This is a genomic window from Spirosoma fluviale (assembly GCF_900230225.1).
In the GTDB taxonomy this organism is placed as follows: Bacteria; Bacteroidota; Bacteroidia; order Cytophagales; family Spirosomataceae; genus Spirosoma; species Spirosoma fluviale.
In genome coordinates, this window is sequence record NZ_OCNH01000001.1 from 1,934,431 (window position 1) to 1,959,763 (window position 25,333).

The following is a 25,333-nucleotide window of genomic DNA, read 5'->3' on the forward strand; positions in this document are numbered from 1 at the left end:
AGCTGTAGGTCTTCTTTATGATAACTAACTAATTTTATGAATCAATTATTTGTATATACTTCTTGTTTAAATATTAGGTTAAAACTGGTCTTTCAGCACTAATTTTGTGGAAGTTACATGTTCGCCACACACTTTGACCGTATGATCCGTAATTTATTCCTTCTCCTGTTTGTCTGTTCGAAACTAATGGCGCAGGCACCCCGACTCACATTAGAGTTGGCTGCTTCCGGTTTTTATCGCCCCTGTGATGTAGCCGTACTGAGTGACACAAAATTTCTGGTTGCGCAAACTGATGGCAAAGTTAAGCTGGTAAAAAACGGGCAGATGTCAACCTTTCTGGACATTGGCAGTAAGATAGATGATCCGGACTGGGGAGGCATATTTGGTATTACCCTGCATCCTCAATACGATACAAACGGGTATATCTACGTCCATTATTCCCGGAAAGGCGATATGGCTTCCCTGATTGCCCGATTCACGAGGAACAGCACCAATCCCGACGTAGCCGATCTGAGTTCAGAAGCCATTATTTTTACGGTTGCTTACCCAAACGGAGGGCACCGGTCAGGACGGATTGGATTCGGTCCGGATGGTTACCTCTACATCACAACGGGCGACTCATCGCCTGGTTCCCGCAACTCAATTGGTGATCCCAACAAACTGGCTCAAAATCTCACGGACCTACACGGGAAATTACTGCGGATAGATGTTAATGGTGGCTTCCCCTACACCATACCTCCAACAAACCCATTTGCCAATCCTGGCGATGGTGTGCCGGACGAACTGTATGCCTTGGGGCTCCGTAATCCGTGGCGCTGGAGCTTTGACCGGCAAACGGGCGATTTCTGGCTGGGCGATGTTGGGCAGGATGACTGGGAGGAGTTGAATTTTACCAGTGCCAACGCACCCGCCCCGCAAAATTATGGCTGGCCCTGTTTTGAAGGAAGCCATGCCTATAACGCAACCTGCGCTCCGGGTAGCAGCTACCATATGCCCCTGCTGGATTATGCCGGCTACAGCTCCGGCCGGGATGCCAGCATAACGGGAGGCTTCGTGTATCGGGGAAGTAAATATCCTTCTTTAAAAGGCTGGTACGTGTATGCCGATTATTCACGAGGCATCTACTGGACGTTGAAACGGGAAACCACGGGTACGTTTCAGACGATTCAGCAGTCGATTTCCATTGCATCGAATCCTGTGTCATTCGGCGAGGGCCCGGATGGTGAATTGTACGTAATCTCGTTCTTTGATGGCAAGTTGTATCGGATCAACGTGTATACCATTCAGAGTGTCCAAAATGGTAACTGGAATAGCCCATCAACCTGGAATTGCAACTGTGTTCCCACGTCTGCCGATGAGGTAACCGTCTCAACCGGGCATACGGTTACAGTTAGCCAACCTTCAATGGCTAAGTTATTGGTTATGAAGGGAAAGATTCAGGTCGCTACCGGTGGCAAGTTAACTTTTTGACCAAAAAAGGACTAACCCAAAGTTCTTCCAAAGAGTAAAAGCCGCAAAAACGGGCTTCTACCAAAAAGCAGGTAACTTTCAGGCTAATCAGGCTGGTCGAAGACTAACCCATTTTATGATTGATTTTAGTAAACAAACGGTGCTCATCACCGGGGCCGGCCAGGGCATTGGGTTCGCCATTGCGCGGGCGCTGGTTCAGCAGGGGGCCAACGTAGTGCTCAATGATTTTGATGAAACACTGGCACAAAGCGCGGTAGCAGCTATTCAGAAGGAGCAGAAAGTCGGCCAAACAGGTCAATGTATTGCCTGCCCCGGCGATGCGTCAGACGTCGTTTTCATCCAGCATATGGTCGATACCACCGTGAGTACGTTCGGGTCGCTGGACATTGCCATTGCCAACGCGGGCATCACTATTTTTGGTGATATTTTCACGACAACACCCGAAGCGTTTCAGAAAATAGTGGATCTTAATTTGCGGGGTAGCTTTTTTCTGGCGCAGCTTTCCGCCAAACAAATGCGGGAGCAGGGGCGGGGAGGAAGTGTATTATTTATGTCGTCGGTGGTGGGGCATCAGGCGCATCCGGGCCTGCCAGTCTACAGCATGACCAAAGCGGGTCTGGAGATGCTGGCCAAGCAACTGGTCATTGATTTCTCGCCCCTGGGTATCACCGTCAACGCCATTGCGCCGGGCGCTACCCTTACCGAACGAACCCTGGACGACCCAACATACGTCCCAATCTGGTCACGCATCACCCCGATGGGGCGCCCCGCCACAGTGGATGACATTACCAATGCGGCCTTATTTCTGGTATCGCCTGAATCCCGGCACATCACCGGCCAGAGTCTGGTCGTCGATGGCGGCTGGACAAGCATAAGCCCCCCGCCGGTTTAGTCAATTTTGAATGCGTGAATGATAGAATGAGTGAATAGCTGCTGCCCGTTTTATTCACTCAGTCTATCATTCACGCATTCAAAATTATTTCCTCCCCAGCGTAATCAGCACCACGCCCACCAGAGCGATGGTAGCACCGAGGAACGACTGGCTGGAGAAAATTTCTCCGGCGAAGGTTGTACCGAGTAACATGGCCACAACCGGGTTGACAAAGGCGTAGGTCGACAGCAGTTGCGGGCTGGCGTTGCGGGCCAGCCACGAGTACGAAGAAAAGCCGATGATACTCCCAAAAATAACCAGGTAGATCATGGAATAGATGGCTTTGGGCGGTGCGTGGAAAATGCTGAACAGGGTGACCGGCTCCAGAGCTAAACTGACGGGTAACAGGATAAGACCACCCAATATCATTTGAATACCGCTCGAAATGGTAGCGGATGGCAGCGACAGGCGGGGCGTTAACAGCGTACCGACTGCCCACGAAAAGTTACCAAGAGCTACCAAAGCGAAGCCAATCAATTTGGCGTCGATGCCGCTCGTGCTTTCCATTTTATCCGGTTTCACCAACAGGAAAATACCGATCAGGCCAATGGCTAGTCCGGTGAGGGCCAGGTTGCTGGGGCGTTTACGACCAAACGATACCCAGTTGAGGGAAAGCAGAAAAACCGGTAATAAACCACCCAGCAAAGCCGCCATACTACTCGGGATATACTGGATACCCATCGATAAACAGCCATTGGCAATACTTAGCAGCAGGACGCCAATGATGGCGGATGATTTCCATTCGGCAAGGGTGGGGCGGGGTGTGCCGGTCAGGCGTGCATAGCCGTAAAGAATCGATCCTGATACCAGATAACGCGCCGAAATCATGTATAAGGGGGGCATCCGTTCAGTCATGAAGTGAATGAACATGTAGGTTGACCCCCATAAAATATAGACAGAGATTAGGTTCGCCCAGAGAGTGACGGGGTTTGGGTTGGTAGATACGGGAGAGGTAACGGCTTGCATGCGAACAGAGACTGATAATGCTGACGTAACACCAACAGGCTCAGTTTCTATCCGTTAGATGATCTATTTTTAATGCTTTCTGGAATTGATTATAAAAATTCATGTCAAAATTTAACCAGCCTCAGTAAGTAACCTGCGTATTATTTGCTTCCAATTGCCTGATTTGATTGGCGTACGGGCTGTTCATAGCTTCGCTTCCAAAGAGCGGATTGCTGCCCAAATACACTTTTTTCAGGTTCCTTAGCAGGATAAGTGCCGTTGGAAATTCCCGCAAGTTGTTGTTGTTGAAGTCCACTTCTTCCAGCGCCGACAGCGAACCAATGGTTGATGGTACGACATTGAACCAGTTGTAACCCAGATTGAGTACACGCAGTTGGTTTAACTTTTTGAAATCGTCGGGAAGCTGGCTAATTCGGTTATGATGGGCAAATAGAACCTGTAACCGGCGCAGTCGAGCCAGTGATGCGGGCAACTCATGTAAATCATTATGGGCAATGGCCAACTGTTCCAGTCGTTTCATCCGGCCGATTTGATCCGGTAATCTGGTAAGTTTATTGTAATATAAGTCCAGTACCTTAACCCGTTTCAGGCGATTCACAGTCTTAGGCAATTCTGTCAGCCCTGCGTTGTAGAGGTTCAGATCAGTCAACCGGCGCATCCGACGGAGCGTTTTAGTATCAACTCCGGTTAAACTGTTGTTTCCCATCCATAAACTCTCTAGTCGGCGGTTTTGCCGGACGGATTCCGGAATTCGCGTCAGTTTGTTGCCTTGCAGATTCAGCGAAACCAGGTGTTTGTTACGGGTAATGAATACGCTATCGTTCGGTATCGAATTGTAGAGAACACTTAGTCGCTTCAGGGTCGGGATGTCGGCGGTTAGGCGGGCCGGTAATTCATGCAGATTGTTCTTCGACAAGTCCAGCTCTTCAAGTTTCGGGAAGCGATAGACAATTTCGGGTACACTTGTTAGGTCCAACTGATTAAATGCCAACATGGTTACCGTATCGGGACGGGTCGTCTTTTCGGCGGCTTCGAGTGTGCTGATCGTACCGGGACCGCTTCGGCCGATACGTTTGGGAGGAACGGAACCCATCACGGTCATATACTGCCAGCGAAACCCGCTGGTCGTTTTGAATGGAAATGGGTTCTGCCCGTACCATTGGGCCACAAAGTTCAGCAATTGGCCTTCCTGTTGATCCGTTAAATCCATGCCGGAGAAATCAAAAAATACGCGATCAAAGGTGCCGTCTGGCCGGACGAACTCCTGCGTTTGTAACATAATGCCCAGCATGGGCAACTGCTTTTTGTTCGTTTCGATGTACCTGTAAAACCGTTGAGTGCGAGCGTTCATGGTGTCCATGAACATCTTGCCGTGTCGCTCGAAAACGCCTTTTTCGCCGGCAACCCGCGCAAAAGCAGGCGGATACTTCTTTCCCAGCTCGGCCGGGGAGAGTTGCAAACGGGTGGTGTCGCGAAGTAAAACGATGCGGTCCTGCGCTAAAACCGGCAACGCCAGCAACCCGAAAAGAACGAACAAAAGATAGGCTTTCATGATGAACGTGTTTTTTAGGTAAATAACGAAAAATGTAGTTAGATAACCCAAAAGAGAACCGGGATTTATGTGATTTTTCTGACTGACCATGATTTCTGTCATTAGCTTTCTCTGAAAGCAAAATCAAAGTCGGTCAATAAAATCATTTAAATCCCGGTTCAGGTTATTTTTTCGCTCCGCCACTCACCGACGATGCCGGTTGTTGTTCCGTAGCGGCTTTCGCGGCTTTTGCAAAATCGCCCGCTTTAACAAGAACGAGCTTGCTGGGGTCGATGTATTTTTTCATCACGGCATTAACCTGTTCAGGCGTAAGCGCTTCGAGCTTTTTGTCGAGATCAGCATCGAAGGCCATGGTCCGGTTCATAAACAGATAGTTGTTCAGCATGGAGGCTAAGGCCGGGTCCTGCGCACGTGATACCATCTCATCCTGTAAGTAACCGGATTTAGCCGCTTTGATTTCCTCCGCTGTGAAGCCCTCGGTTCGCATCTTTTCCAACTCCTCACGGAATGCTTTTTCTAGTTTGTCGGCATTCTGGGGGTTGTACATGGCGTAGGTTGTGAAGGTGGCGTATTTGTCTAACGGACTAGCGCTCACGCCCGATCCCACACCATAACTAAGTCCGTCTTTTTGGCGAATCCGATTCATCAACCGCGAACTCAAGGCTCCTCCGCCCAGCATGTAGTTGCCCAATAACAGAGCCGGGTAATCCGGGTCGTCGTCACGGACGGGAAAGGCAAAACCGGCCAGCATCATGGCATTGGCTTTGTCGGGCGTTTCCAGCGAAATCACTTCGGATTTCACCGGTTTTACCTCGTTCGGAATGCGCACGTAAGGATTCACGGCCTTCCAGGTACCCAGTTCATCCATGATCACCTTCCGGGCAAGTGTTTCGTCAAAATCGCCTACTACGGCCATCGTTGCATTCTGGGCACCGTAGAAATTCCGGTGAAACAGCCGCAGGTCTTCTACCTTTACTGCCTTGAGGTCTGCAATCTGCTCATCGAACGTTGGCGTATAGCGGACATCTTCTTTAGAGAATGGGCTGATTGCCCGGCTGAATGTCACACTCGCCTGGGCCATTGGCTCCGATCGTTGCGATTCGATGCCGGCCAGTCGTTCCTGTCGTAGTTTCTCGAACTCGGCAGCGTCGAAGGTGGCATTCTTTAACACGTCGCTTACCAAACGGATTACCGCTGGCAGGTTCGCTTTATCGGTCTTGATGCTGACATTTACGGCCGAGCCCTGCCCGGAAAACTGTACCTGCGCTTTAAGTTTGTCTAACTCATCTTTAATCTGCTGACGGGTATGGTTGCTGGTGCCTTTGTCGAGCATCGACGCTGTCAGGCCACTGATGGTACGCATATTCCGGAGCGTCTTCTGGTCGCCGAGCCGTAATGTCAACCGGGCGTTTACGTCGTTGCCTTTCGTAGTTTTAGGCAATAGGGCCAGTTCGATGGTGTTTTTTAGTTCAATCCGCTTGGTCCGTCCGTCGATGTTGGCTGGCGACGGGTCAAACGCTTCGCCCTGCGCCATAACGGCCCTTCCTTTGTAATCTTTGACCATGGCCGCAATGTCCAGGACTTCGGGAACTTCGGTACGGTCGGGGGCTGCTTCGGGTTCAAACTCGCCTACGGTTCGGTTAGAGGATTTGAAGTAATATTTGGCCACCCGCGCTACATCGGCTGGTTCGACCTTATCGAGCCGGTCGCGGGAAACGTACGCTAGCCGCCAGTCGCCGAGGGAGATATACTCACTCATGACCAATCCCACCCGATCCGTATTCCGAAACGCCAGTTCTACATCTTTTTGCAGTTTGGCTTTGGCCCGGTCAACTTCGGCTTTCGTCGGTACGTCGATGGCTACCGAATCCAGCGTATTCAACAATACTTTTTTGGCTTCGCCCAGCGATTGTTCCTTGAGCAGTTCGAGACCGAAATACACAATGCCCGGTTCGCGTAATGCCCGTGAATAGCCATATTCGGCCGATGCTTTTTTTGTGTCGACTAATTTTTTGTAGAGCCGACCGGCGGGTTGGTTGGTCATTAACTCGACCAATACGGCCATGGCCGGGTAGTCGGGATGCGAACCGGCCATAATATGGTAGGCTGTCAGGAGCGACTTGGTATCGCCCACACGCCGGAGGGTTACATTCCGTTGACCATCCTGCACGGGTTCAATGGTGTGCGAATCTTCCAGCACTCGGGTGGGGCGTGGAATTTTGCCAAAGTATTCGTTCACCAGCGCAAGCGTTTTAGCCTCGTCAATCTTTCCGGCAACGACTAGTACCGCGTTGTCGGGCTGGTAGAATTTCTTGTAAAATGCCTGTAAATTTCCGATCGGAACCCGCTCAATATCAGACCGGTTGCCAATAGTCGATTTGCCGTAATTGTGCCAAAGGTAAGCCGCCGAGGTTACCCGCTGGAACAGCACGCGCTGGGGGGAGTTTTCGCCAATCTCAAATTCATTCCGTACTACGGAGAATTCTGACTCCAGATCACTTTTCTTGATAAACGAGTTCACCATCCGGTCGGCTTCCATATCGAGCGCCCATTTCAGGTTTTCGTCGGTGGCCGAAACTGTTTCGAAGTAGTTGGTCCGGTCGAGCGAGGTGGTGCCGTTGAAATCAGCGCCATGTGCCGATAATTCTTTCGGAATATCGGTATGTTTGGTTGAGCCCTTAAACACCATGTGTTCGAGCAAGTGGGCCATCCCGGCTTCGCCCAAGCCCTCGTGCCGCGAACCAACCAGGTACGTGACATTAACGGTAACGGTAGGTTTGGACGGGTCCGGGAAGAGCAGGACTTTCAACCCGTTTTTGAGATTGTACTCCGTAATGCCTTCTACCGAGGCACCTTTTGTGATGCCTTCGGGCAGGGCTGCGGGTTTTTCCTGAGCCGATGAGAACGTCAGGCTGCTCAGGCACCAGGCAGCGGTCAACAAACCTCGCTTGGTAAGGTTGTTTTTCATAGATGTGCAGTTAGTTGGGAATCTTGATACTGATCGTATAGGTACAAATAAACAAGCAGGTAACCAAATACTTTCATTTGGTTTCAAAAAAAATCAGGATAATCGGCCAGAACATTGAACCGCTTATCCTGATTGTTGCTGTAAATGGTAATTAATTTTTCGCTCCGCCACCCACCGATGAAGCTGGCTGTTTATCGGCGACTTTTTTCGCGGCCTTCTCAAAGTCCCCCGCTTTTACCATCGTAAGCTTCGTATAGTCGAGGTATTTTTTCAGCGCGGCATTGATCTGTTCGGGCGTCAGGGCTTCGAGTTTCTTGTCGAAATTGGCATCGTAGGCAAACGTACGGACTTCATTGCGGGTCAGGTACTGCGCCCATTTTCTGGCAAGTGACCCATCCTGCGAACGATCCAGCTGTCTCTCCTGTAGCATGGCCGATTTGGCAGCTCTAACTTCATCGGCGGTGACGCCATCCTTCACGAGCTTTTGCACCTCTTCCCGAAAGGCGTTATCAAATTTTTCGCCGTTTTCGGGGTTGTAAATAGCGTATGAGCCAAAGTTGCCGATGCGGTCGTTGTCATCGGCATAAACATAGGAACCGACGCCGTAGCTGAGGCCATCTTTTACCCGTATACGCGAAGCCAGCCGCGAGTTGAGCATGCCTTCGCCCAGAATATAATTGGCCATAGCCATAGCCGGATACTCGGGGTCATCGTCGCGGAGGGCAAACTGCAGACCGCCCGCAAAAACGGCACTCGTTTTATCGTTCGTCTGTATGGTTTGCGTTTGCGGCTTTAGGTCGGCAAAGAGCGTTTGTGGTATGCGCGTGAAGGGTTTAGCCGCTTTCCAGCTACCCAGGTCGTCTTTGATGAGTTTGCGCACGGCGGCTTCGTCAAACGCCCCAACAACGGCTACTGTCGCATTATTTGCTCCGTAAAAGTTTTTATAAAAAGCGTTAATATCGGCCAGCGTTAGCTTATTGATGGCGTCGATTTCCTCGTCGAACGTCATGGTGTAGAACGGATGCCCTTTGGGGTACGGCTCGGTCAGCCGACTCAGGGTTTTCCAGGCAATAGCTTGTGGTTCCTGTTTCTGTGACTCGATCTGCGCCAGCGCTTCCTGTTTCACCTTGTCCAGCTCTGCCTGGGGGAAGGACGGGTTTTTCAGAAAATCCGTGACAATCTTCATCACGGCTGATAATTTATCTTTTTCGGCTTCGATCTGTACCGTGGCCGACTGGCCGGAGCCATACACATAAGCGCGGGCGTTTAGTTTATCCAGCTCATCTTTAATTTGTTGATAGGAGCGGGTTTTGGTGCCTCGTTCCAGCATCTGAGCGGTAAACCGGGCCGCAGTCGACTGGTTCATCAGGCTTTTTTCGTCGCCATAACGCAGTCGTATCTGCATGTTTACCGAATTGCCGCGCGTGCTTTTGGGTAGTAACGCATACTTCAGCCCGTTGGCTTCCGCTCCGCGTTTGGTGCGGGCGTCGATATTGGCGGGGGTTATGTCGAACGCTTCGCCCGATGCCACGGCGGCTTCTCCCTTATAGTCTTTTACCAGAGCCGCAACATTAGGTGCCTCCGGCACGTCGGCGCGGTCGGGTTTCTGTTCGGGGATGAACACGCCCACCGTCCGGTTTGAGGGTTTGAAGTAGGCGGCTGCTACCCGTTGTACGTCGGCAGGTTGGACTTTGCGGAGGGCATCGCGGTACAGGAAAACCAGCCGCCAGTCGCCCGTAGCAATCCATTCGCTCAGTTGCAGACCCAGGCGGTCGGTGTTTTTGAAGAGTAGGTCGATGTCCTTCAATAGTTTGGTTTTCGCCCGATCAACTTCTTCGGTCGTTGGTGCTTTTTTGCTAACCTCATCGAGCGTTGCCAGCATAACTGTCCGTGCCGAGTCGAGCGATTGATCTTTCCGAAGTTCGGCGTAAAAATACGCGAAGCCGGGGTCGTGCAGGGCGGGTGTCCAGCCGTATTGAAAGGCCGCTTTTTTGTTTTCAATAAGCGACTTGTACAGTCGTCCGGACGGCTCGTTGGTGAGAACATCCATCAGTACGTCCATCACGGCATAGTCGGGGTGTGAGCCGGAAGGGGTATGGTAAGCGGCTGCTACACCTTGGGTATCGCCCACTCGCCGGAGCGTCGTCTGGCGTTCGCCGTCCTGAGTGGGTTCGACGGAGTAGGGTTTGATTAACTGGCGGGTAGGGCGGGGAATCGGACCAAAATACTGACTCACCAGTTCGAGAGTTTTGGCTTCGTCGAACTTACCCGCTACCAGCAACACGGCATTGTCGGGCTGGTAATACTTCTGGTAAAAGGCTTTCAGGCTTTCGATGGGCACCCGCTCGATATCTTCTTTGGAGCCGATGGTCGATTTGCCGTAGTTGTGCCAGAGGTAAGAAGCTGACAGCACCCGCTTTTCGAGCGTCCATTGGGGGGAATTTTCGCCAATCTCAAACTCATTGCGGACAACGGTGAATTCGGTTTCAAGGTCTTTTTTGTCGATAAAGCTATTCACCATCCGGTCCGATTCCAGGTCGAGCGCCCACTTCAGATTCTCGTCGGTGGCCGAAAAGGTTTCGAAGTAATTCGTCCTGTCGTACCAGGTTGTGCCGTTGGGCCAGGTGCCGTGTTCGGTTAGCTCCTGCATGATGTTTTTGTGCTTGGGCGATCCTTTGAACACCATGTGTTCGAGCAGGTGTGCCATGCCCGTTTCGCCCAGACCTTCATGCCGGGAGCCGACCAGATAGGTGACGTTTACGGTAACTGTGGGCTTGGAGGGGTCCGGGAAAAGCAGCACACGCAGCCCATTCTTTAGCTGATACTCGGTAATGCCTTCGACCGAAGCCGTTTTGGTGATGCCTTCGGGAAGTTTCGCCGATGATGAGGCCGTCTGCGCATTCGTGAGGGATGCGCTGCCCAGGAGCAGCGTAGCCGTGAGCAGTTTCAGGCGGCACCGTAACGACGGAAAGCTACCTGTTTGAGTAAGATTGTAGTTCATACGGATAGAATAAATAGGGGGAGGAATACTGTCCGTATAATTACAAATAAGGTCTTGATAAACAAACGTTTTTTGGTTTTTTAACAATCAATCAGTCTGTTAGACTCTGGCTGTGGAATAGTTAACTTTCGAGCCAGTGTTTAAACGCTCCCGCTTTCTCTTTACTGACCAGCAATTCCAGTGATTCATTGGGTGACTTCAGTACGACCAAAAGTTTGCTGTTATCCTGAGGTCGGTACCCCTCAATAGCGTTCATGTGAACGAGACACTGGCGGTTGGCGCGAAAAAAGTGGGCGGGGTCAACGACTTCTTCCAGTTCATCGAGCGTTTTGTAGTCAGTTATAAGCTTTTTTCCTTCGGTGGTGAACAGATAGATCAGTTCGTTGCGGAGAAAATACGCGATCTGTTCCTGGGGAACCGTAACGATTTGCCGGAGGTAATGCCCCGAGAATCGACGTTTGTAGGGCGGTGCGGTAGTCGGAGAAGCCATGTGGGCCAGAAACTGCCGAAATTGCTCACTAAAGTCAGAAACCCCGTTTGACGCCCATCGGTGGTATTTAGCCAATGCCTGTCGAAGCTCATCGGGGTCGATGGGTTTGAGGAGGTAGTCGATGCTGTTTAGTTTAAAGGCCCGGATCGCGTATTCGTCATAGGCCGTTGTGAAGATCACGGGGGCGCTTAGACCTACCTGCTGGAAAGCGTCAAAGCTAACCCCGTCTGAGAGCTGAATATCGGCAATAACAAGATCCGGGGTTCGCCCGTTGGTGAAGTACTCACAAATACCATTTACGCTGGCGATTGGCCCATCAATAACGGCCTCCGGCTCTAATTGACTCACTAGTTTGTGGAGTTGTCGGGCAATCAGCGGCTCGTCTTCAATCAGCAGAATAGTCATGTGGGGGCAGGCTTTGATTCTTTTTTGACAGGATTTACAGTAGCGTGTAAAATCCTGTAATCCTGTCAAAAAACTAATTAGCAATATCAATCAATGGCAGTCGAACCTGGAAAAGGGCATCTGTTTCAATGACCTCAACTGATTTCTGGCTCAAAAAACTGTACAGCAATTTTAGATTTTCAAGGCCCTGACGGTTCGACGTTTCAACTTGCCGCTTACGCTGGAGTGGATTCGTTACGGACAGGTAGCCGTCTTTCGAGCTCATGGTAATGGTTAAGGGTCTCGCTTCGCTGATGACGTTGTGCTTGATGGCGTTCTCGATCAAAATCTGGAGGGTAACGGGCACAATAAGCTGTTCCATAGCACCGGCATTAACCTCGCATTTGACAACGAACGCACCATCGAACCGGGTGTGTAACAGCGAGATGTAGTTTTTAATAAACGCCAGTTCCGTTTCGAGGGGTACCAGCGCCTTTTCCTTATGCTGTAATACGTACCGAAATACTTTGGAAAGCTGCTGAAGAAACTGACGGGCCAGCACCGGATTGTCGTCAATCAGGCTGTCGAGCGAGGAAAGGCTGTTGAACAGAAAGTGCGGACTTACCTGATTTTTCAGGCTGTCGAGCTGTACCTGAACTTTTTCTTTCTCAAGCTGGGCCGTGCGGAGGGCGTTTTCCTGCCAGCGTCGGAGTAAATGACTCGCAATGAACCCCAGGCAAATGATGGTATTTACCAGGAAAATCATCATCCCAATAATGATGAAACCAAATTTGTTCAGCAACGTTAAGGCAGGCGGGAAGAACCGGAGCGCAATAAAGTAACCGGCAACCACGGCAACGGTTTTCACAATGGTCCAGCCGCCTAATAGCTGGACAACGATGCGCCAGCGGACATTTTTCTCAAACGGCATGCGCTGGTTCAACCATTCATTGAACTGATAATGGAAAATCCAGACCAGATTCAACATGATGAACGACATGATGAAAAGGAGTGTCTGTACCTGCCAGCTAATATCCGGCATTATCCACTGACGAGCCACCAGGCCACCCAGAGCGATCCAGAGCAGGAGCAACTCAACGTATTTATTGAATTTTATTTTCATGGTTGCCAATAATTAGCCCGTCCGACATTTCGATGGTTCGGTTCGTACCGGCCGCAAAATCCGGGTCGTGCGTGACGGCAATGATGGTCTGCCCTTTACTGGCAAGATCACGGAAAATGTCGAATACATTCTCGGTATTGGCTCTGTCCAGATTACCCGTGGGTTCGTCGCCCATAATGATGGTCGGGTCGTTGATGAGCGCCCGGGCAATGGCCACCCGTTGTTGCTGCCCGCCCGATAGTTTGCTGGCTGGTTTGCGGGCGTAGGTGTCCATACCAATTAGCCGTAGCTTTTCCATCGCCCGTTCTTCAATTTCTTTCTCCGGGTATTTACCCAGCTTCAGGCCGGGCAGCATTACATTTTGAAGGGCGGAGAATTCGGGCAGCAGAAAGTGAAACTGAAATACGAAGCCCAGATGCTCATTGCGGAAGTGCGCCAGAAAATCCTGTCCCCGGCCCGTCAGTTTAGTACCCGCCATTTCGATTTGCCCTTCATACTCGGTATCCATGGTAGAGAGCAGGTAAAGCAACGTAGATTTGCCGCAACCCGATTTCCCGACAATTGACAGAAATTCACCTTTTTGCACGTTGAAAGAAACATCTGTCAACACCTGAAACTTATCCGGGTCGTAGAAGTATTTGTTGAGATGCTGGGCGGAAAGAACGATGCTCATATAAGATGTATGATGTAGGATATAGGATGTAGGATATTGGGGGATAGGTGAGATGACTTGGCATACATCCTACATCCTATATCCTACATTTTAAAACTATCCTCTTAGAATGGAAACGGGGTCGACCTGGGAGGCTTTTTTTGAGGGAAAATACCCGGCCAGGACGGTTGTAACGACACCGAAGAGTAACCCCATGATGTAATATTTCGGCTCAAAGATGACCGGGAACGTTTTGATACTGATGAAACCACCGGCATCGAAAGGGGTGATCGACAGTAAATAACTGAGCCCAAAACCAATGCCCAACCCTAAAAGCCCACCGGTGAAACCGATAAAAATTGCCTGCAATAGAAAAATGGCAATTATGTCGCGTCCTTCAAAACCCGTTGCTTTCAGAATGGCAATGTCTTTGATTTTGTTGATGACGGTCATGTTCATGATGTTATAAATACCGAATCCCGCCACTACCAGCAACGTGATCGACACCACGTAAGTCAACATGTTCCGAATTTTCTCACCCGCCAGAATGGCCGTGTTCGCCTTGGCCCAGTCTTCTGTATAGTACCCATACATGGCCCGTAATTGTTTCCCGAACGGTATTGCCTGCAAGGGATCGAACATCTTAATGTGGATGTCGGTAATGTAGCTCGGGTCTCGTTGCAGCATTTCCTGCACGGTCGAGAGGTTGCCGAAGCTCTTGGTATTGTCGACGGTGCCAATGCCAAACCCAAAGGTGCCCACTACCCGCAGGGTTCTGATGCCTCCTTTGGGGGTGGTTACCGTCACTTTATCGCCAACCCGGACGTTTAGTTTTTCGGCTAGAACAGACCCCATGATCAGGCCATCGGGGTTGGTTTTTAACGTATTCAGGTTGCCGGATTTTAGCCGGGTGGTTAATTTATACAAGCGGTTTTCGCGGTCGATATCCACGCCCGAAATTGTCCCCGAAATCTGAATGGGTCCGTTGTTGTAAAAGGCCTGGGTGGCCACCTGGGGCGAAACACCCAATACACCCGGTGCCCGTTCGATGCGCTCGGCAATGGTCATCCCGTTTTTAATGCGCGACTGCTCATCTTTGGGCTTTTGGTGGTAAATGACATTAAACTTACCCGGATTGAGTTGCTCAATCAGACCCGGCCGCTGCGTATTCACTTCGTTATACATGCGGATGTGCGGGCTGGCATCCAGCGCCGAATCTTCCAGAAACTGGTTGACACCCTGCATGAACGAGATCATCGTAATGAACATCGCAATGCCGAAGGTAACGCCCAGCATGGCAACGAGCGTCTGGCGTTTCTTGGCCAGCAAGTGCGTCCGGGCGATTTGAGAAGCGATTCGTATATCCATTTGTACAATGATAGAATTGGTGAATGATAGAATGAGTGAATTATTGGGGTTTATAGTCACTCATTCTATCATTCACTCAATCAATATTAATTTCGATGTTTGAGTCAAGCCGCCTTTTACTTCTACCAAATCAAAATTCTCGGCGCCTTTCTGAAACCGTACTTTTTGCTTTTTGCCGTCCTGTTCAACCCAAACGCTATCCGCACCAATTACGTAGGTTTTCGGGATGGTGAGTACGTTCTTGTTCTGGCTGATAATGATGTTGGCTTCAATGGTCAGGCCATAATACGATGCGGGCCGTTCGCCAACGAAGTCGGCATCTACCCGGAACGATTGGTCGGTGCGGTTCAGCTTTGGATATATTTTGCTGACTCGGGCTTTGAAAATCTTGTCCGGATAGACATCCGCTTTCAGGATAACTTCCTGCCCCGTTCGAATCCGGCCGAAGTCGCTCTCATCGACAGCAAGTTGCGCAAATAATTGATTGCCACTGCCCACCAGTGCCAGTTGATCGCCAACGCGTACAACCTCGCCGGGGTCTTTATAGACCTCGTATACTTTGCCGTTCACAAAGCTGCGGATGCGCGTGTTGCGTCCGGCTACTTCGGTTGTGACCAGCTGGCTGCGGTTATTTTCCACATCGAGCTGGATCTGGTTCCGGTTGCGTTGCAGGGTGTTGATCTGGGCACGAAGGTTATTTCGGGAGATGGTATAGTTCAGCTCGGCCCGTTCCAGTTCGGCCCGCGAGGTGGCATTCTGGCCGTACAGCTCCTTAAAGCGGTTGAAATTGATGGAGTCGTTGGACACGCGGGTCCGGGCGTTGCGGACCTGAGCTTCCAACTCGGCCAGAACCGGCGAGTTGGTGCTTAAATTGGCCCGCGCCTGCCGGTACGCGTTGGCTGCGGCCTGCTGGCGGGCATCTTCCGACGCACTTTCCAGAACAAAAAGCAATTGATCCTGGCGGATGGAGTCCCCTTCGTTAATCATCCGTTGTTGCAGCACACCGGTAGCATCGGCCGTAACGGTGTATTCATTGCGGGGGTAAACATTCCCGGAGGCATAAACCGCTTCGGTCAATTCCCGGTGGGTGGGCGTTGTGCCTCCAGTGTCGCGCTTGCAGGCAGCGCCAAGTAAGGTGATGAAAAGGAGTATGGAGAGGTTTTTTTTCATTGTCTTGCTAAACCTAATAGGCTTTAAATAAAATCGTCTGCCTGGGTACGGGTAGGTTGGTACGGTTATTTTCCGTTTCGGATCTGTAAGATTGTCTGATTGATAAAGGTGTTCGACAAGTTCGTGAGAAACCGGTTCTGGGCGGTCAGGGCTTCGTTGAACACATTCAGGTACTGGTCGTAGGCAAACAGGCCCGACCGGTATTTTATCAGCGCGATTTGCACGTTCTGGGTGCTGAGTTCGTAATTCTGCCGATTCAAGTCCAGCGACCGAACGGCTTGATTATACGTATTCCGAATATCTTCGGTATCGACCTGCTGCCTGTTTTGCTCGTAGGTGAGCTGCGACTCGGCCAGTTTCAGCTGAAGGCGGGCGCGGGTCAGGTTGCTGGTTCGGAGTCCGCCGGTGTAAAATTGCCAGTTTAACTGCAGGCCCGCCACCCCAATCTGAAACCAGGGCTGGCTGGTACTCAAAAAATTAATGGCACTTCGCTGGGCCTGTTGGGTATACCGCCCATAAGCCGACAGTGTTGGCCAGCGTTGCAGTCGTTCGCGGTCAAGTTGCAGCCGTGCCAGCTCAACCCGCGCCTGTTGCAGGGTCACTTGCGGCCGTTCGACCTGTGGAACCACCGAAGCGGGAACGACCGATGCCGCCGGACGCGCTGACAACTCTTCAGCCAGTACCAGACTATCGGCCAGCGTCAGGCCAAGTAACAGTTTAAGCTGGTTGCGGTTACGGACAAATGCCAGTTCGTTCTGGTATAATACATCGGCCGTCGTCAATTGTACGGAGCGAATGCGGTTGTATTCCAGTGGTTCGATCAGGCCTTTTTCCAGCCGGTCGCGGGCAATTTGCGTGAGTGTATCGGCCGCCGACAGGTTTCGCTGCGTAATGGCAATAGCCGACCGGGTGAGCAGTGCCGCGTGGTACACACGGGCCGTTTGGGTTGAAATCTCATCCTGAAGCACCAGATTCTGGTTATCGACAATCTGAAGGTTTTGGGACGCGATGCCCACATCGGCCCGTGCCGGTCGGTTAATAACGGGAAGGTTTACTTCTGCACCGGCTGCCAGTACATAGGGCAGGCCAAATTGCAGGGTACGAAATTCGCCCGCTTTACCCCCCAGAAATTCGGCGGGGACCAGCTGCACCGGCAGGGCGTAGTTATAATCGAAGTTGGTGAACAGCCGCGCCTGCGGTAAGAGTGCCGCCCGGCTCGCAGACTGCTGCTGGGCCTGTACCAGACTATTCTGGCGTGCGTTTGTGAGGTCGGGGTTGTTGCGCCGTACCAACGCCAGGGCCTCCTGTACGGACGATACAACCGTTTGGGCGGAAGCGGTAACTGAGTAAAGGAACAAGCCGATAAGGGCAAACCGATTCATGTTTTTGTCGGATGGATGATCAAAGGAATAAACTTTCAAACTAAGATGCCCGCTCGTTTACGCGAAACGGAGAAAATCAGTTGCCAAGCTGATTTTTTACGTGTTAACGTAGTGCCGCCCGCCGTTCGATCGGGCGTGAACGCCGTCTTTTCTCTCCCGTTCGTGCCGGTTTCTATTTGTGGTGTTTTTCGTAGGGCCGCTTTCGTTTCTGTCAGTAGAAAAGGGCGGAAATTGATTTTTAAGAGCTGTACCATTTTTACTTAATCGGGATGACCACAAGACGATCATTTCTTAAACGCACCGGGGGGAGTCTGGCGCTGGCCAGTGTAAGCCCGGCTCTATCGTTGGCCAATTCGCCCGAATCGCGCGGACCTTCCGGCGATGATTTATTTAAGCTCGGTATGGCGGGCTTCACATTCGTCAATTTTAAGCTTGACCCGGCGCTTGAGATGATGAAGAAAACCGACGTACACTACCTGTGTATCAAAGATTTTCATCTGCCATACGCCAGTACCGCCGACGAAATTGCCGCTTTCCACGAAAAGCTGAAGCAGTCTGGCGTAACGGGCTATGCCGTGGGGCCAATCTACATGAAAACGAAGCAGGAGATCGACAACGGCTTCGATTATGCCAAGCGGGTAGGGGTGAACCTGATGGTGGGTATTCCGAATCCGGAAGACCTGCCGTATATCGACAAAAAAGTAAAGGAGTATAATATCCGCTACGCCATCCATAACCACGGGCCGGACATTCCCTTGTTCCCAAGCGCCACATCGGTCTATACGGCTGTGAAGGACCTTGACCCGCGTATTGGGCTTTGTTTCGACATGGGCCACGATAAGCGCTTCGGTGACGACCCTATTGCCGACCTGGAGAAGTACGCCAAACGCATATTCGATATTCACCTGAAAAACGTCACAGCAGCATCCAAAGAAGGGAAAACCTGCGAACTGGGGCGGGGTGTGATCGATATACCGGCGTTTGTTGGTATGCTTCGCAAAATAAAATACGATGGCTGTTGCAGTCTCGAATATGAGAAAGACATGAAAGACCCGCTAGCCGGAATAGCCGAATCTGTCGGGTATTTTAAAGGGGTATGCGACACATCAAAACCGGGAAAACGGAAGGTATAAGCTGTTTCACCAGTAACGTTTAAGGCTGTCAGGAAATCATAGGTTTATTCAGCCTGACAATTAATTTTTAAGCAACCTGTTCCAATGGAAAATTCACGTAGAGAGTTTATTAAAAAAGCAGCTTTAGGTACCGCTGGCGTTACGTTTGGCGGACTGGCCAATGGAATGTCGGCCAAAAGCTACAATAAAATAATTGGGGCTAACGAACGGCTGAATGTTGCCATTGCCGGGCTGGGTCGGCGGTTGAGCGCGTATTATGAGCCGATCTCCAAAAAAGAAAGCAACGTCGAACTGGTGTATTTGTGCGACGTGATGAAAAAACAGCGGGAAGCCGCCGTTCAGAAATTCTCCAAGCACATCACTTACACGCCGAAACTGGAAAACGACATTCGGAAAGTCATTGCCGATAAGAACGTCGATGTCCTGATCAACGCAACCCCCGACCACTGGCACGCGCCGGGTACCTGGCTGGCGGTACAGGGAGGCAAGCACGTGTATGTAGAAAAGCCGTGCAGCCACAACCCCCGTGAAGGCGAGATTCTGATGGAAATTCAGAAGAAGTACGGCAAGGTTATTCAGATGGGTAACCAGCAACGGTCGGCACCGGAATCGATCGACATCGTTACCCAGATTCATAACGGGGTGATCGGAAAAGCGTTTAAAGCGGTTGCTTTTTACGCCAATTCGCGCGGGGAGGTACCCATTCCGAAGAAGGCACCCGTACCGGATGGACTGGACTGGGAGTTATTTCAGGGACCGGCCCCCCGTACGGCCTACACCCACGACACCTGGGATTATAACTGGCACTGGTACGGCTGGCAATACGGAACCGCCGAAGCCGGTAACAATGCTACGCACGAACTGGACATGGCCCGCTGGGCGTTGCAGGTCGAGTATCCTGAATTCGTAACGGTAGAAGCGGCTAAACGCTATTTTGCCGGTGATGGCTGGGCGGTTTATGATACAATGGACGCTACCTTCCGTTTCCCCGGCGACAAAGTCATCAAGTGGGACGGCAACAGCCGCAATGGCTATAAAACGTTCGGTTCGGATCGCGGTACGGTTATTTACGGTACCAACGGCAGCGTATACGTTGACCGGGACGGCTATACCCTCTTCAGCCGGGATGGTAAGCCCATTAAGGAAAGCAAGTCGAAAGGGTCAGAGTCGGGAACGGCTTTGGGTGGTGGTGGCGATATGACAACGCTTCACATGATGAACTTCTTCGAAGCCATCCGGGGCAAAGCCAAGCAGAATTCAACCATCGACGATGGTGCCAAGAGTACACTGCTTTGCCATCTGGCCAACATCTCCTATCGGACCAATAAATCCTTCTCGGTCGATCCGAAGAACGGTCACATCAAAGACGCCGAAGCCATGAAATTCTGGAGTCGGCAGTACGAAAAAGGCTGGGAACCACAGGTTTGATTTGGTGATTGGTTACTGGTTACTTTAGTCAGCCAATAACCAGTAACCAATCACCACTAACTAATCATGAACAACCCTTTGCCTATCCAGTCGTTTCATAACGGGGGTAGACAACATGCCGTGCAGGAATACTGAGAGTAAGATTGTCCAGCCTGTGAGGGCCCAGATACGGGCTGGATCGGCAAAAGTCGCATGTTCCAAACCATAGGCTACGTAAAACAATGAGCCGATCCCGCGAATACCGAAGCCCGCAATAATCCAGCGTTTCAGGCCCCTGGCCCCCGTGCCCCCCAAAGTTAACCAGCCTCCTAATGGCCGGATAATCAGTACCAGTAGTACTCCTAATAGTGCGTCCTGCCAGGTTAGAGCCGCCAGCATCCCTTTGGCTATGGCCCCGCCAAACAGTAATAGTAGTAAAGCAATCAATAGTCGTTCGATCTGGTCCGAAAACGCGTGCATGTAGGTGTGGTACTCGTGCGTACGCTCGCGACTCCGAATGGTGATGGCCGCGATGAACACCGCCAGGAATCCGTACCCATGGGCCAGTTCCGTGAGTCCGTAACTGATCAGGGTGACCGCCAGCGCCACAAACCCGTAGGCGGTGGTTTTTATACTAATGCGCTGGGGAAGACCAAAAATCAGGTAGGAGAGTAACTGACCTGATAGCCACCCGCCAAGGACGCCGATGCCGACCCGAAAGGCCAGATCGTACAGCGCCCAGTGGGTAAAATCGGCGGTAGATGCGGTAACCGTCTGGGCTAGCATGATGGCCATGTACACAAACGGAAACGCCAGACCATCATTCAGGCCAGCCTCGGCCGTTAGTGCGAACCGAACAGAATCCTCCTGCCCTTCGTTGGGGTCACCCACCTGCACATCGCCCGCCAGAACGGGATCAGTGGGAGCCAGACTGGCAGCCAGCAGCAAGGCCGAAGCCAGTGGCCAGCCAGCCCATCCCCAGGCTATTACAGAAAAAACGGCAATGGTAACGACCATCGTGAGCCAGACCAGCCGGATCGGGAGTCGCCAGCCACGTAAGCTGAACCGGCGGTCTATCTTCAGGCCTGTCCCGGTCAGGGCTACTATCACACAAAGCTCCGTCAGGTGCGTGGTGAGTCTCGGGTTTGCCAGGGGGGAAGGGTCGGGAAGGGATACCGGTAGCTGATACAACACCCACCCACCAATGACAAACAGGATCGGGTACGAAAGCGGATACTCTTTAAGTAAAGACGGTAGCCAGGCGACGGCTAAAATGGCGACCGCTACAATGACTAAAACCAAATTATAAGACTCCATAGGGATGTGCTGTCATAGCAAACAGATGGGTATAACCTGTCCCTTTGCAGACAAATTATACCCATGAAAATAGAATTAACTACTTGATTAGTAGTCTTTTGTGATACTAATCCTGAATTGTTGTCCTGTTAGTCAATCGATGAATTGCCGACGTAGTTTATCTCCGGCATCCCGGAGTCCAGCTGCCCACGAGGGGCCGGTACCTTCGGCAAACAGGTCGTTGCCGGGAATCCCCAGTCGCCAGCGGACAAGCTTATTATCCGTTGGGTTACGGCCTTCCTCACGCAGGTAAATATCAGCCGCGACGATATCGCTTCGAAAGCGCATAATCCGGCGAAGTTCGTTCTCTACCTGTTCCACTAATTCGGCTGTTTCATTGAAACCAACCGTTTGTAAATCTATTTTGATACTTTCTACGGAGTATTGCATACGAGTTTGTTGCTTTATATCAAAACCGATAAAGGGCTGTAATGTTAACAGAATCCTGTTTGGCCGGGAAGTTAGCCTCGTCCAGTACATACACTTCCCCACCATGACGAAGTGTGAGTAAGGCTACTTTTTCAATCAACGATTCGTCGCCGTCCTGTTTCTCATCGTGGATTGTTGTCGCGAGGGTAACCTCGTCGAACTGTCCCCATAATTCGGCGTCTTCCTGTAGGAAAAGAACCTCGATGCGACCGGTTACGGCCGCTTCCAGCAATTGCCGGAGACCACTTGAAACCAGATCGCTGCCAAGGCTATTCTGGTACTGGTTAATGCGTTGCTGTTGCGTCTCTTCGAACTTGTGGCTGAGCACCTCATTGGCCATCTGGTGCATTTCTTCGGGCTTTACATGGTCGAAATTGCCTGTAATACCGCCCTCGTGGAGGTATGGGTAGGTGTTTACCTGCCGGAAAATGGGCTGGTAGTAGGCTACGGATGCCAGCAGTAAGGGAGCGTTTTGTGTGCCAATTAATTTAATGATGGCCTCATTCACCAGCCGGAAGTAATCGGCCAGCAAGTGATCCTTTGCTTTCTGGTCCTCGTTCGAGTCATCGCTGGTGTACATCGTCACCGCGCCACCCCGGCCTGTAGTACGCCCCTGTAATTCTTCTACGAAGTCGTAGTACTGGGTAACGTCTTCAAGTCCGGAAGGCATCACTTCTGCCGTGTCGATCAATGAGATCGAGAAGGGGTCGGCCTGGTAGAGACATACGCCTTTCTTGCCGATTTGCAGAAGATAATAGGTCGTGAAGGCTTGTACGAAGGGCAGCAGAGGCCGTAGGTGGAAACGCGAATCGAGCCGCGAGCTGTCTGCAAAGGGGATTGGACTGTGGAAAATTGAAAAATGATCGGGGTTCCTGAAAACTGCCAGCCCTTCGCGCTGATGCCGCCAGAATTGCGGATTGTCGAGCAGTGCTTCCATGGGTTCCACCAGATCATTGATGTCGTTACTGCGTAAACTCCGAGCTTCAAGAGCCAGTCGGACGGTCTGGACGTGGTTTTTAAAGGCAATCCGGTCCTGCCTTTCGTTCACTTGCTTTCCCCGGCGATGAGTTGGTATGAAGATGGAGATAGATTGATCGTGGGCCTTTTCGGCCAGATCAAGCAATGTTTCTTTACCTGAATTTACTAGAATCATAACCTTGAGCTGTTTATGGTCAATCCACCTGACTGGTGGTAGTTTGACCAGTTACTGTCTTAATGAAACGGACGGTTAACAGCAAAAGATTTTGATATGACTGATTCTAAGGTTTTTCTAAGCCAGCCTGTTGGCGTTCGTCCTGCATTAATGGGTAAGTGCGTAAATGGCCAGATACGTAGCTGCGCCCGCCACGTAGCCCATCAGTGCCAGCCCGCTGATTCGGCGCAGGTACCAGCCGAATTCAATCCGCTCCATACCCATAACCGCTACCCCGGCCGCTGATCCAATAACCAGCAGGCTACCGCCCGTACCAGCGCAATAGGCCAGAAACTCCCACAGTTTATCATCGGGTGGATGGGTGCCCAGATCATACATGCCCATGGCCGCAGCAACAATGGGTACATTGTCGACAATGGCCGAAGCTATTCCGATGATCATGACAATGATGTCCAGATTACTGATGGCTTCACTTAAGCTAAGGGCTAGATTTTTCAGGATGTTGGTCGACTCAAGCGCACCGACAGCCAGTAGAATGCCAAAAAAGAACAAGATGCTGGGAACATCGACTTTGCTCAAAGCATAAGCCGCTGTGTACCGTTTACGATCCTCTTCATCCTTGTCGGCGTGAATGATTTCTGATACCCCCCAAACAATCCCCAGCGAGAGCATCATGGGCATGTAGGGTGGCAGGTGAGTGATCGACTTTACAACGGGTACCAGAATGATGGCCAGTAAACCAGTGCCAAACATGATGCCCCGATCCCGTCGCTGAACGGGCGTAACATAGGGGCGGCTAACGCCTTTTTTATCTGTTACCAAAGCATCGGCAGGGGTTTTCATTGAGAATGTCAGCCAGAGCAGCGGAACGAGAAAGCAGACCAGACTGGGTAAAATCAGCTGACTGATGATATTGACCGTTGTCACTTGCCCGCCAATCCAGAGCATGGTTGTTGTGACATCCCCAATGGGCGACCAGGCCCCGCCCGCGTTTGCCGAAATAATGATCATACCGGCCATTAACCGGCGCTGCTCGGCGTCCCGAACCAGATTGCGGGTAACGGAAACCATCACAATGGCCGAGGCTAAGTTATCGAGCAGGGCAGATAGTAAGAACGTCAACCCACTGATAAGCCACAAAAGCGTTCTTGGATTTCGCGTGGCGATACGATCGGTAATAATGGTGAACCCACCATGAATGTCAATGAGCTCAACGATGGTCATGGCACCCAGCAGGAAAAAAAGAATTTGGGCAATCTCGGCCAGATGATGGGCTAACTGCTCCAGAACGGGTTCTGTATCCGGTACGGACAGAATGTACAACACCCAGCAGACAACGCCCGTGAGGAGTGCGGTTGCTGTTTTATTGAAGCGAATAGGATGCTCAAGTGTGATAAGGATATAACCAGCAACAAAGACCAGAACGAGTATAGACATGAAAGTAGGAAGCTTGCTTTCAGTAGGTTAAGTATGAAATAATTCATACGATGGAAGGCAAATGACCTGCAAAAGACGGACAATTGCCGATCATAATCGAAAAAAATACCTTAGAAAATGCTTAGAAATGCTGGACCTGTAAACAGGTTTACCAAACGACTGGTTGTTTTGTAATAAACTAGTACCGGACAATTAAGCGGATAATGCACACGCGAAACTTCCCTGATCAGGTACGTTGATTGGGATACGGGCTACCTAGAACAGCAGCGACCATGCGCAGTATTTTGATTATTGAAGATGACCGGCGCATTGCTCAGAACATCAGCCGCAGCCTGAGGGTACTGGGCTATAGTACCGAGGTGGCCTATGACGGGTTTACCGGTCGGGGGTTGGGGCTGACCGGTCAGTATGAACTGATTATTCTGGACATCAATCTGCCGGATATAAACGGGTACGAAATATGCCGTAACCTGCGTGCTGAACACACTACGCTGCCTATTATCATGCTGACGGCGATGGGTGAGATTGAGGATAAAGTAGAGGGTCTGGAATGCGGGGCCGACGATTATATTGTAAAACCGTTCGATTTACGGGAACTCAGTGCGCGCGTGGCCACCTGCTTTCGCCGGTCCGATCTACTGGTCAGTTCAACGGGTGAAGAAGTACTCCAGCTTGCCGATCTAACCCTGAACACAACGTCAAAGATCGTACAGCGGCAGAATACGCTTATTGAGTTAACCGCCAAAGAGTTTGCCTTGCTGGAATACCTGATGCGGAATCAGGGACGGGTGGTTTCCAAGATCGATCTGGCCGAAAAGGTTTGGAACTTCAATTTCGATCCGGGTACCAACGTGGTGGAAGTATACATCAATTACCTCCGCAAGAAAATTGATAGAGAGTTTACCGTCAAGCTTATTCATACACGTCCCGGATTGGGATACACCTTAAAAGCCAACTAATC

Annotated in this window: 20 protein-coding genes; 5 read left to right on the top strand and 15 right to left on the bottom strand. The window is 51.1% G+C overall.

Features of this window, described 5'->3' with window-relative positions:
* Nucleotides 1-141: 141 nt before the first annotated feature.
* Nucleotides 142-1,470 (top strand): PQQ-dependent sugar dehydrogenase, encoded by a 1,329-nt coding sequence (locus CRO74_RS08130; RefSeq protein ID WP_097126053.1) that lies wholly within the window; start codon nucleotides 142-144, stop codon nucleotides 1,468-1,470.
* Nucleotides 1,471-1,585: 115 nt separating this feature from the next.
* The gene (locus tag CRO74_RS08135; protein WP_097125475.1) at nucleotides 1,586-2,362 is read left to right on the top strand and encodes an SDR family NAD(P)-dependent oxidoreductase; all 777 of its coding nucleotides are present in this window, start codon (nucleotides 1,586-1,588) and stop codon (nucleotides 2,360-2,362) included.
* An 84-nt stretch (nucleotides 2,363-2,446) separates the two neighbouring features.
* Here the strand turns inward: CRO74_RS08135 and CRO74_RS08140 are convergent, their stop codons facing one another.
* From CRO74_RS08140 to CRO74_RS08190, 11 genes are all read right to left on the bottom strand, one after another.
* Complete coding sequence (locus tag CRO74_RS08140; RefSeq protein WP_097125476.1) at nucleotides 2,447-3,367, bottom strand: EamA family transporter; 921 nt, start codon at nucleotides 3,365-3,367, stop codon at nucleotides 2,447-2,449.
* A 121-nt stretch (nucleotides 3,368-3,488) separates the two neighbouring features.
* The gene (locus CRO74_RS08145; protein ID WP_097126054.1) at nucleotides 3,489-4,919 is read right to left on the bottom strand and encodes a leucine-rich repeat domain-containing protein; all 1,431 of its coding nucleotides are present in this window, start codon (nucleotides 4,917-4,919) and stop codon (nucleotides 3,489-3,491) included.
* A gap of 163 nt (nucleotides 4,920-5,082) precedes the next feature.
* Complete coding sequence (locus CRO74_RS08150; protein ID WP_097125477.1) at nucleotides 5,083-7,887, bottom strand: M16 family metallopeptidase; 2,805 nt, start codon at nucleotides 7,885-7,887, stop codon at nucleotides 5,083-5,085.
* Nucleotides 7,888-8,038: 151 nt separating this feature from the next.
* Nucleotides 8,039-10,888: a M16 family metallopeptidase gene (locus CRO74_RS08155; RefSeq protein ID WP_097126055.1), complete on the bottom strand. Its 2,850-nt coding sequence runs from the start codon at nucleotides 10,886-10,888 to the stop codon at nucleotides 8,039-8,041.
* Between the two features lie 121 nt (nucleotides 10,889-11,009).
* On the bottom strand, nucleotides 11,010-11,783 hold the full coding sequence (locus CRO74_RS08160; protein WP_097125478.1) for a LytR/AlgR family response regulator transcription factor: 774 nt from the start codon (nucleotides 11,781-11,783) through the stop codon (nucleotides 11,010-11,012).
* A gap of 73 nt (nucleotides 11,784-11,856) precedes the next feature.
* Nucleotides 11,857-12,885: a sensor histidine kinase gene (locus CRO74_RS08165; protein ID WP_097125479.1), complete on the bottom strand. Its 1,029-nt coding sequence runs from the start codon at nucleotides 12,883-12,885 to the stop codon at nucleotides 11,857-11,859.
* Nucleotides 12,866-13,558, bottom strand: a complete 693-nt coding sequence (locus CRO74_RS08170; RefSeq protein ID WP_097125480.1) for an ABC transporter ATP-binding protein — start codon at nucleotides 13,556-13,558, stop codon at nucleotides 12,866-12,868. Before CRO74_RS08170 ends, CRO74_RS08165 begins: the two co-directional genes overlap by 20 nt.
* A gap of 96 nt (nucleotides 13,559-13,654) precedes the next feature.
* Complete coding sequence (locus tag CRO74_RS08175) at nucleotides 13,655-14,905, bottom strand: ABC transporter permease (protein ID WP_097125481.1); 1,251 nt, start codon at nucleotides 14,903-14,905, stop codon at nucleotides 13,655-13,657.
* A gap of 72 nt (nucleotides 14,906-14,977) precedes the next feature.
* Nucleotides 14,978-16,075, bottom strand: coding sequence for an efflux RND transporter periplasmic adaptor subunit (locus CRO74_RS08180; protein WP_097125482.1), 1,098 nt, complete (start codon nucleotides 16,073-16,075; stop codon nucleotides 14,978-14,980).
* A 65-nt stretch (nucleotides 16,076-16,140) separates the two neighbouring features.
* Nucleotides 16,141-17,457: a TolC family protein gene (locus CRO74_RS08185; protein ID WP_097126056.1), complete on the bottom strand. Its 1,317-nt coding sequence runs from the start codon at nucleotides 17,455-17,457 to the stop codon at nucleotides 16,141-16,143.
* A gap of 35 nt (nucleotides 17,458-17,492) precedes the next feature.
* Nucleotides 17,493-17,711 (bottom strand): hypothetical protein, encoded by a 219-nt coding sequence (locus CRO74_RS08190; protein WP_097125483.1) that lies wholly within the window; start codon nucleotides 17,709-17,711, stop codon nucleotides 17,493-17,495.
* A gap of 15 nt (nucleotides 17,712-17,726) precedes the next feature.
* Between CRO74_RS08190 and CRO74_RS08195 the strand changes: the two genes are divergently transcribed.
* A complete protein-coding gene (locus CRO74_RS08195; RefSeq protein ID WP_097125484.1) occupies nucleotides 17,727-18,590 on the top strand; it encodes a sugar phosphate isomerase/epimerase family protein in 864 nt (287 codons plus the stop codon).
* Nucleotides 18,591-18,674: 84 nt separating this feature from the next.
* Entirely contained in the window at nucleotides 18,675-20,018 is a 1,344-nt protein-coding gene (locus CRO74_RS08200) for a Gfo/Idh/MocA family protein (RefSeq protein WP_097125485.1), read from the top strand.
* A 60-nt stretch (nucleotides 20,019-20,078) separates the two neighbouring features.
* Here the strand turns inward: CRO74_RS08200 and CRO74_RS08205 are convergent, their stop codons facing one another.
* The 4 genes from CRO74_RS08205 to nhaD form a co-directional block, all read right to left on the bottom strand.
* Nucleotides 20,079-21,314, bottom strand: a complete 1,236-nt coding sequence (locus CRO74_RS08205; RefSeq protein ID WP_097125486.1) for a cation:proton antiporter — start codon at nucleotides 21,312-21,314, stop codon at nucleotides 20,079-20,081.
* A 132-nt stretch (nucleotides 21,315-21,446) separates the two neighbouring features.
* The gene (locus tag CRO74_RS08210) at nucleotides 21,447-21,743 is read right to left on the bottom strand and encodes an HPF/RaiA family ribosome-associated protein (protein WP_097125487.1); all 297 of its coding nucleotides are present in this window, start codon (nucleotides 21,741-21,743) and stop codon (nucleotides 21,447-21,449) included.
* Between the two features lie 19 nt (nucleotides 21,744-21,762).
* Nucleotides 21,763-22,935, bottom strand: a complete 1,173-nt coding sequence (locus CRO74_RS08215; RefSeq protein ID WP_097125488.1) for a baeRF7 domain-containing protein — start codon at nucleotides 22,933-22,935, stop codon at nucleotides 21,763-21,765.
* A gap of 147 nt (nucleotides 22,936-23,082) precedes the next feature.
* Nucleotides 23,083-24,372 carry a sodium:proton antiporter NhaD gene (gene nhaD / locus CRO74_RS08220; protein WP_097125489.1) on the bottom strand — a complete coding sequence of 430 codons (1,290 nt, stop codon included), beginning with the start codon at nucleotides 24,370-24,372 and terminating at the stop codon, nucleotides 23,083-23,085.
* Between the two features lie 272 nt (nucleotides 24,373-24,644).
* On the opposite strand from nhaD, the gene CRO74_RS08225 reads away from it, so the two are divergent.
* Nucleotides 24,645-25,331 carry a response regulator transcription factor gene (locus tag CRO74_RS08225; protein ID WP_097125490.1) on the top strand — a complete coding sequence of 229 codons (687 nt, stop codon included), beginning with the start codon at nucleotides 24,645-24,647 and terminating at the stop codon, nucleotides 25,329-25,331.
* Nucleotides 25,332-25,333: the final 2 nt, after the last annotated feature.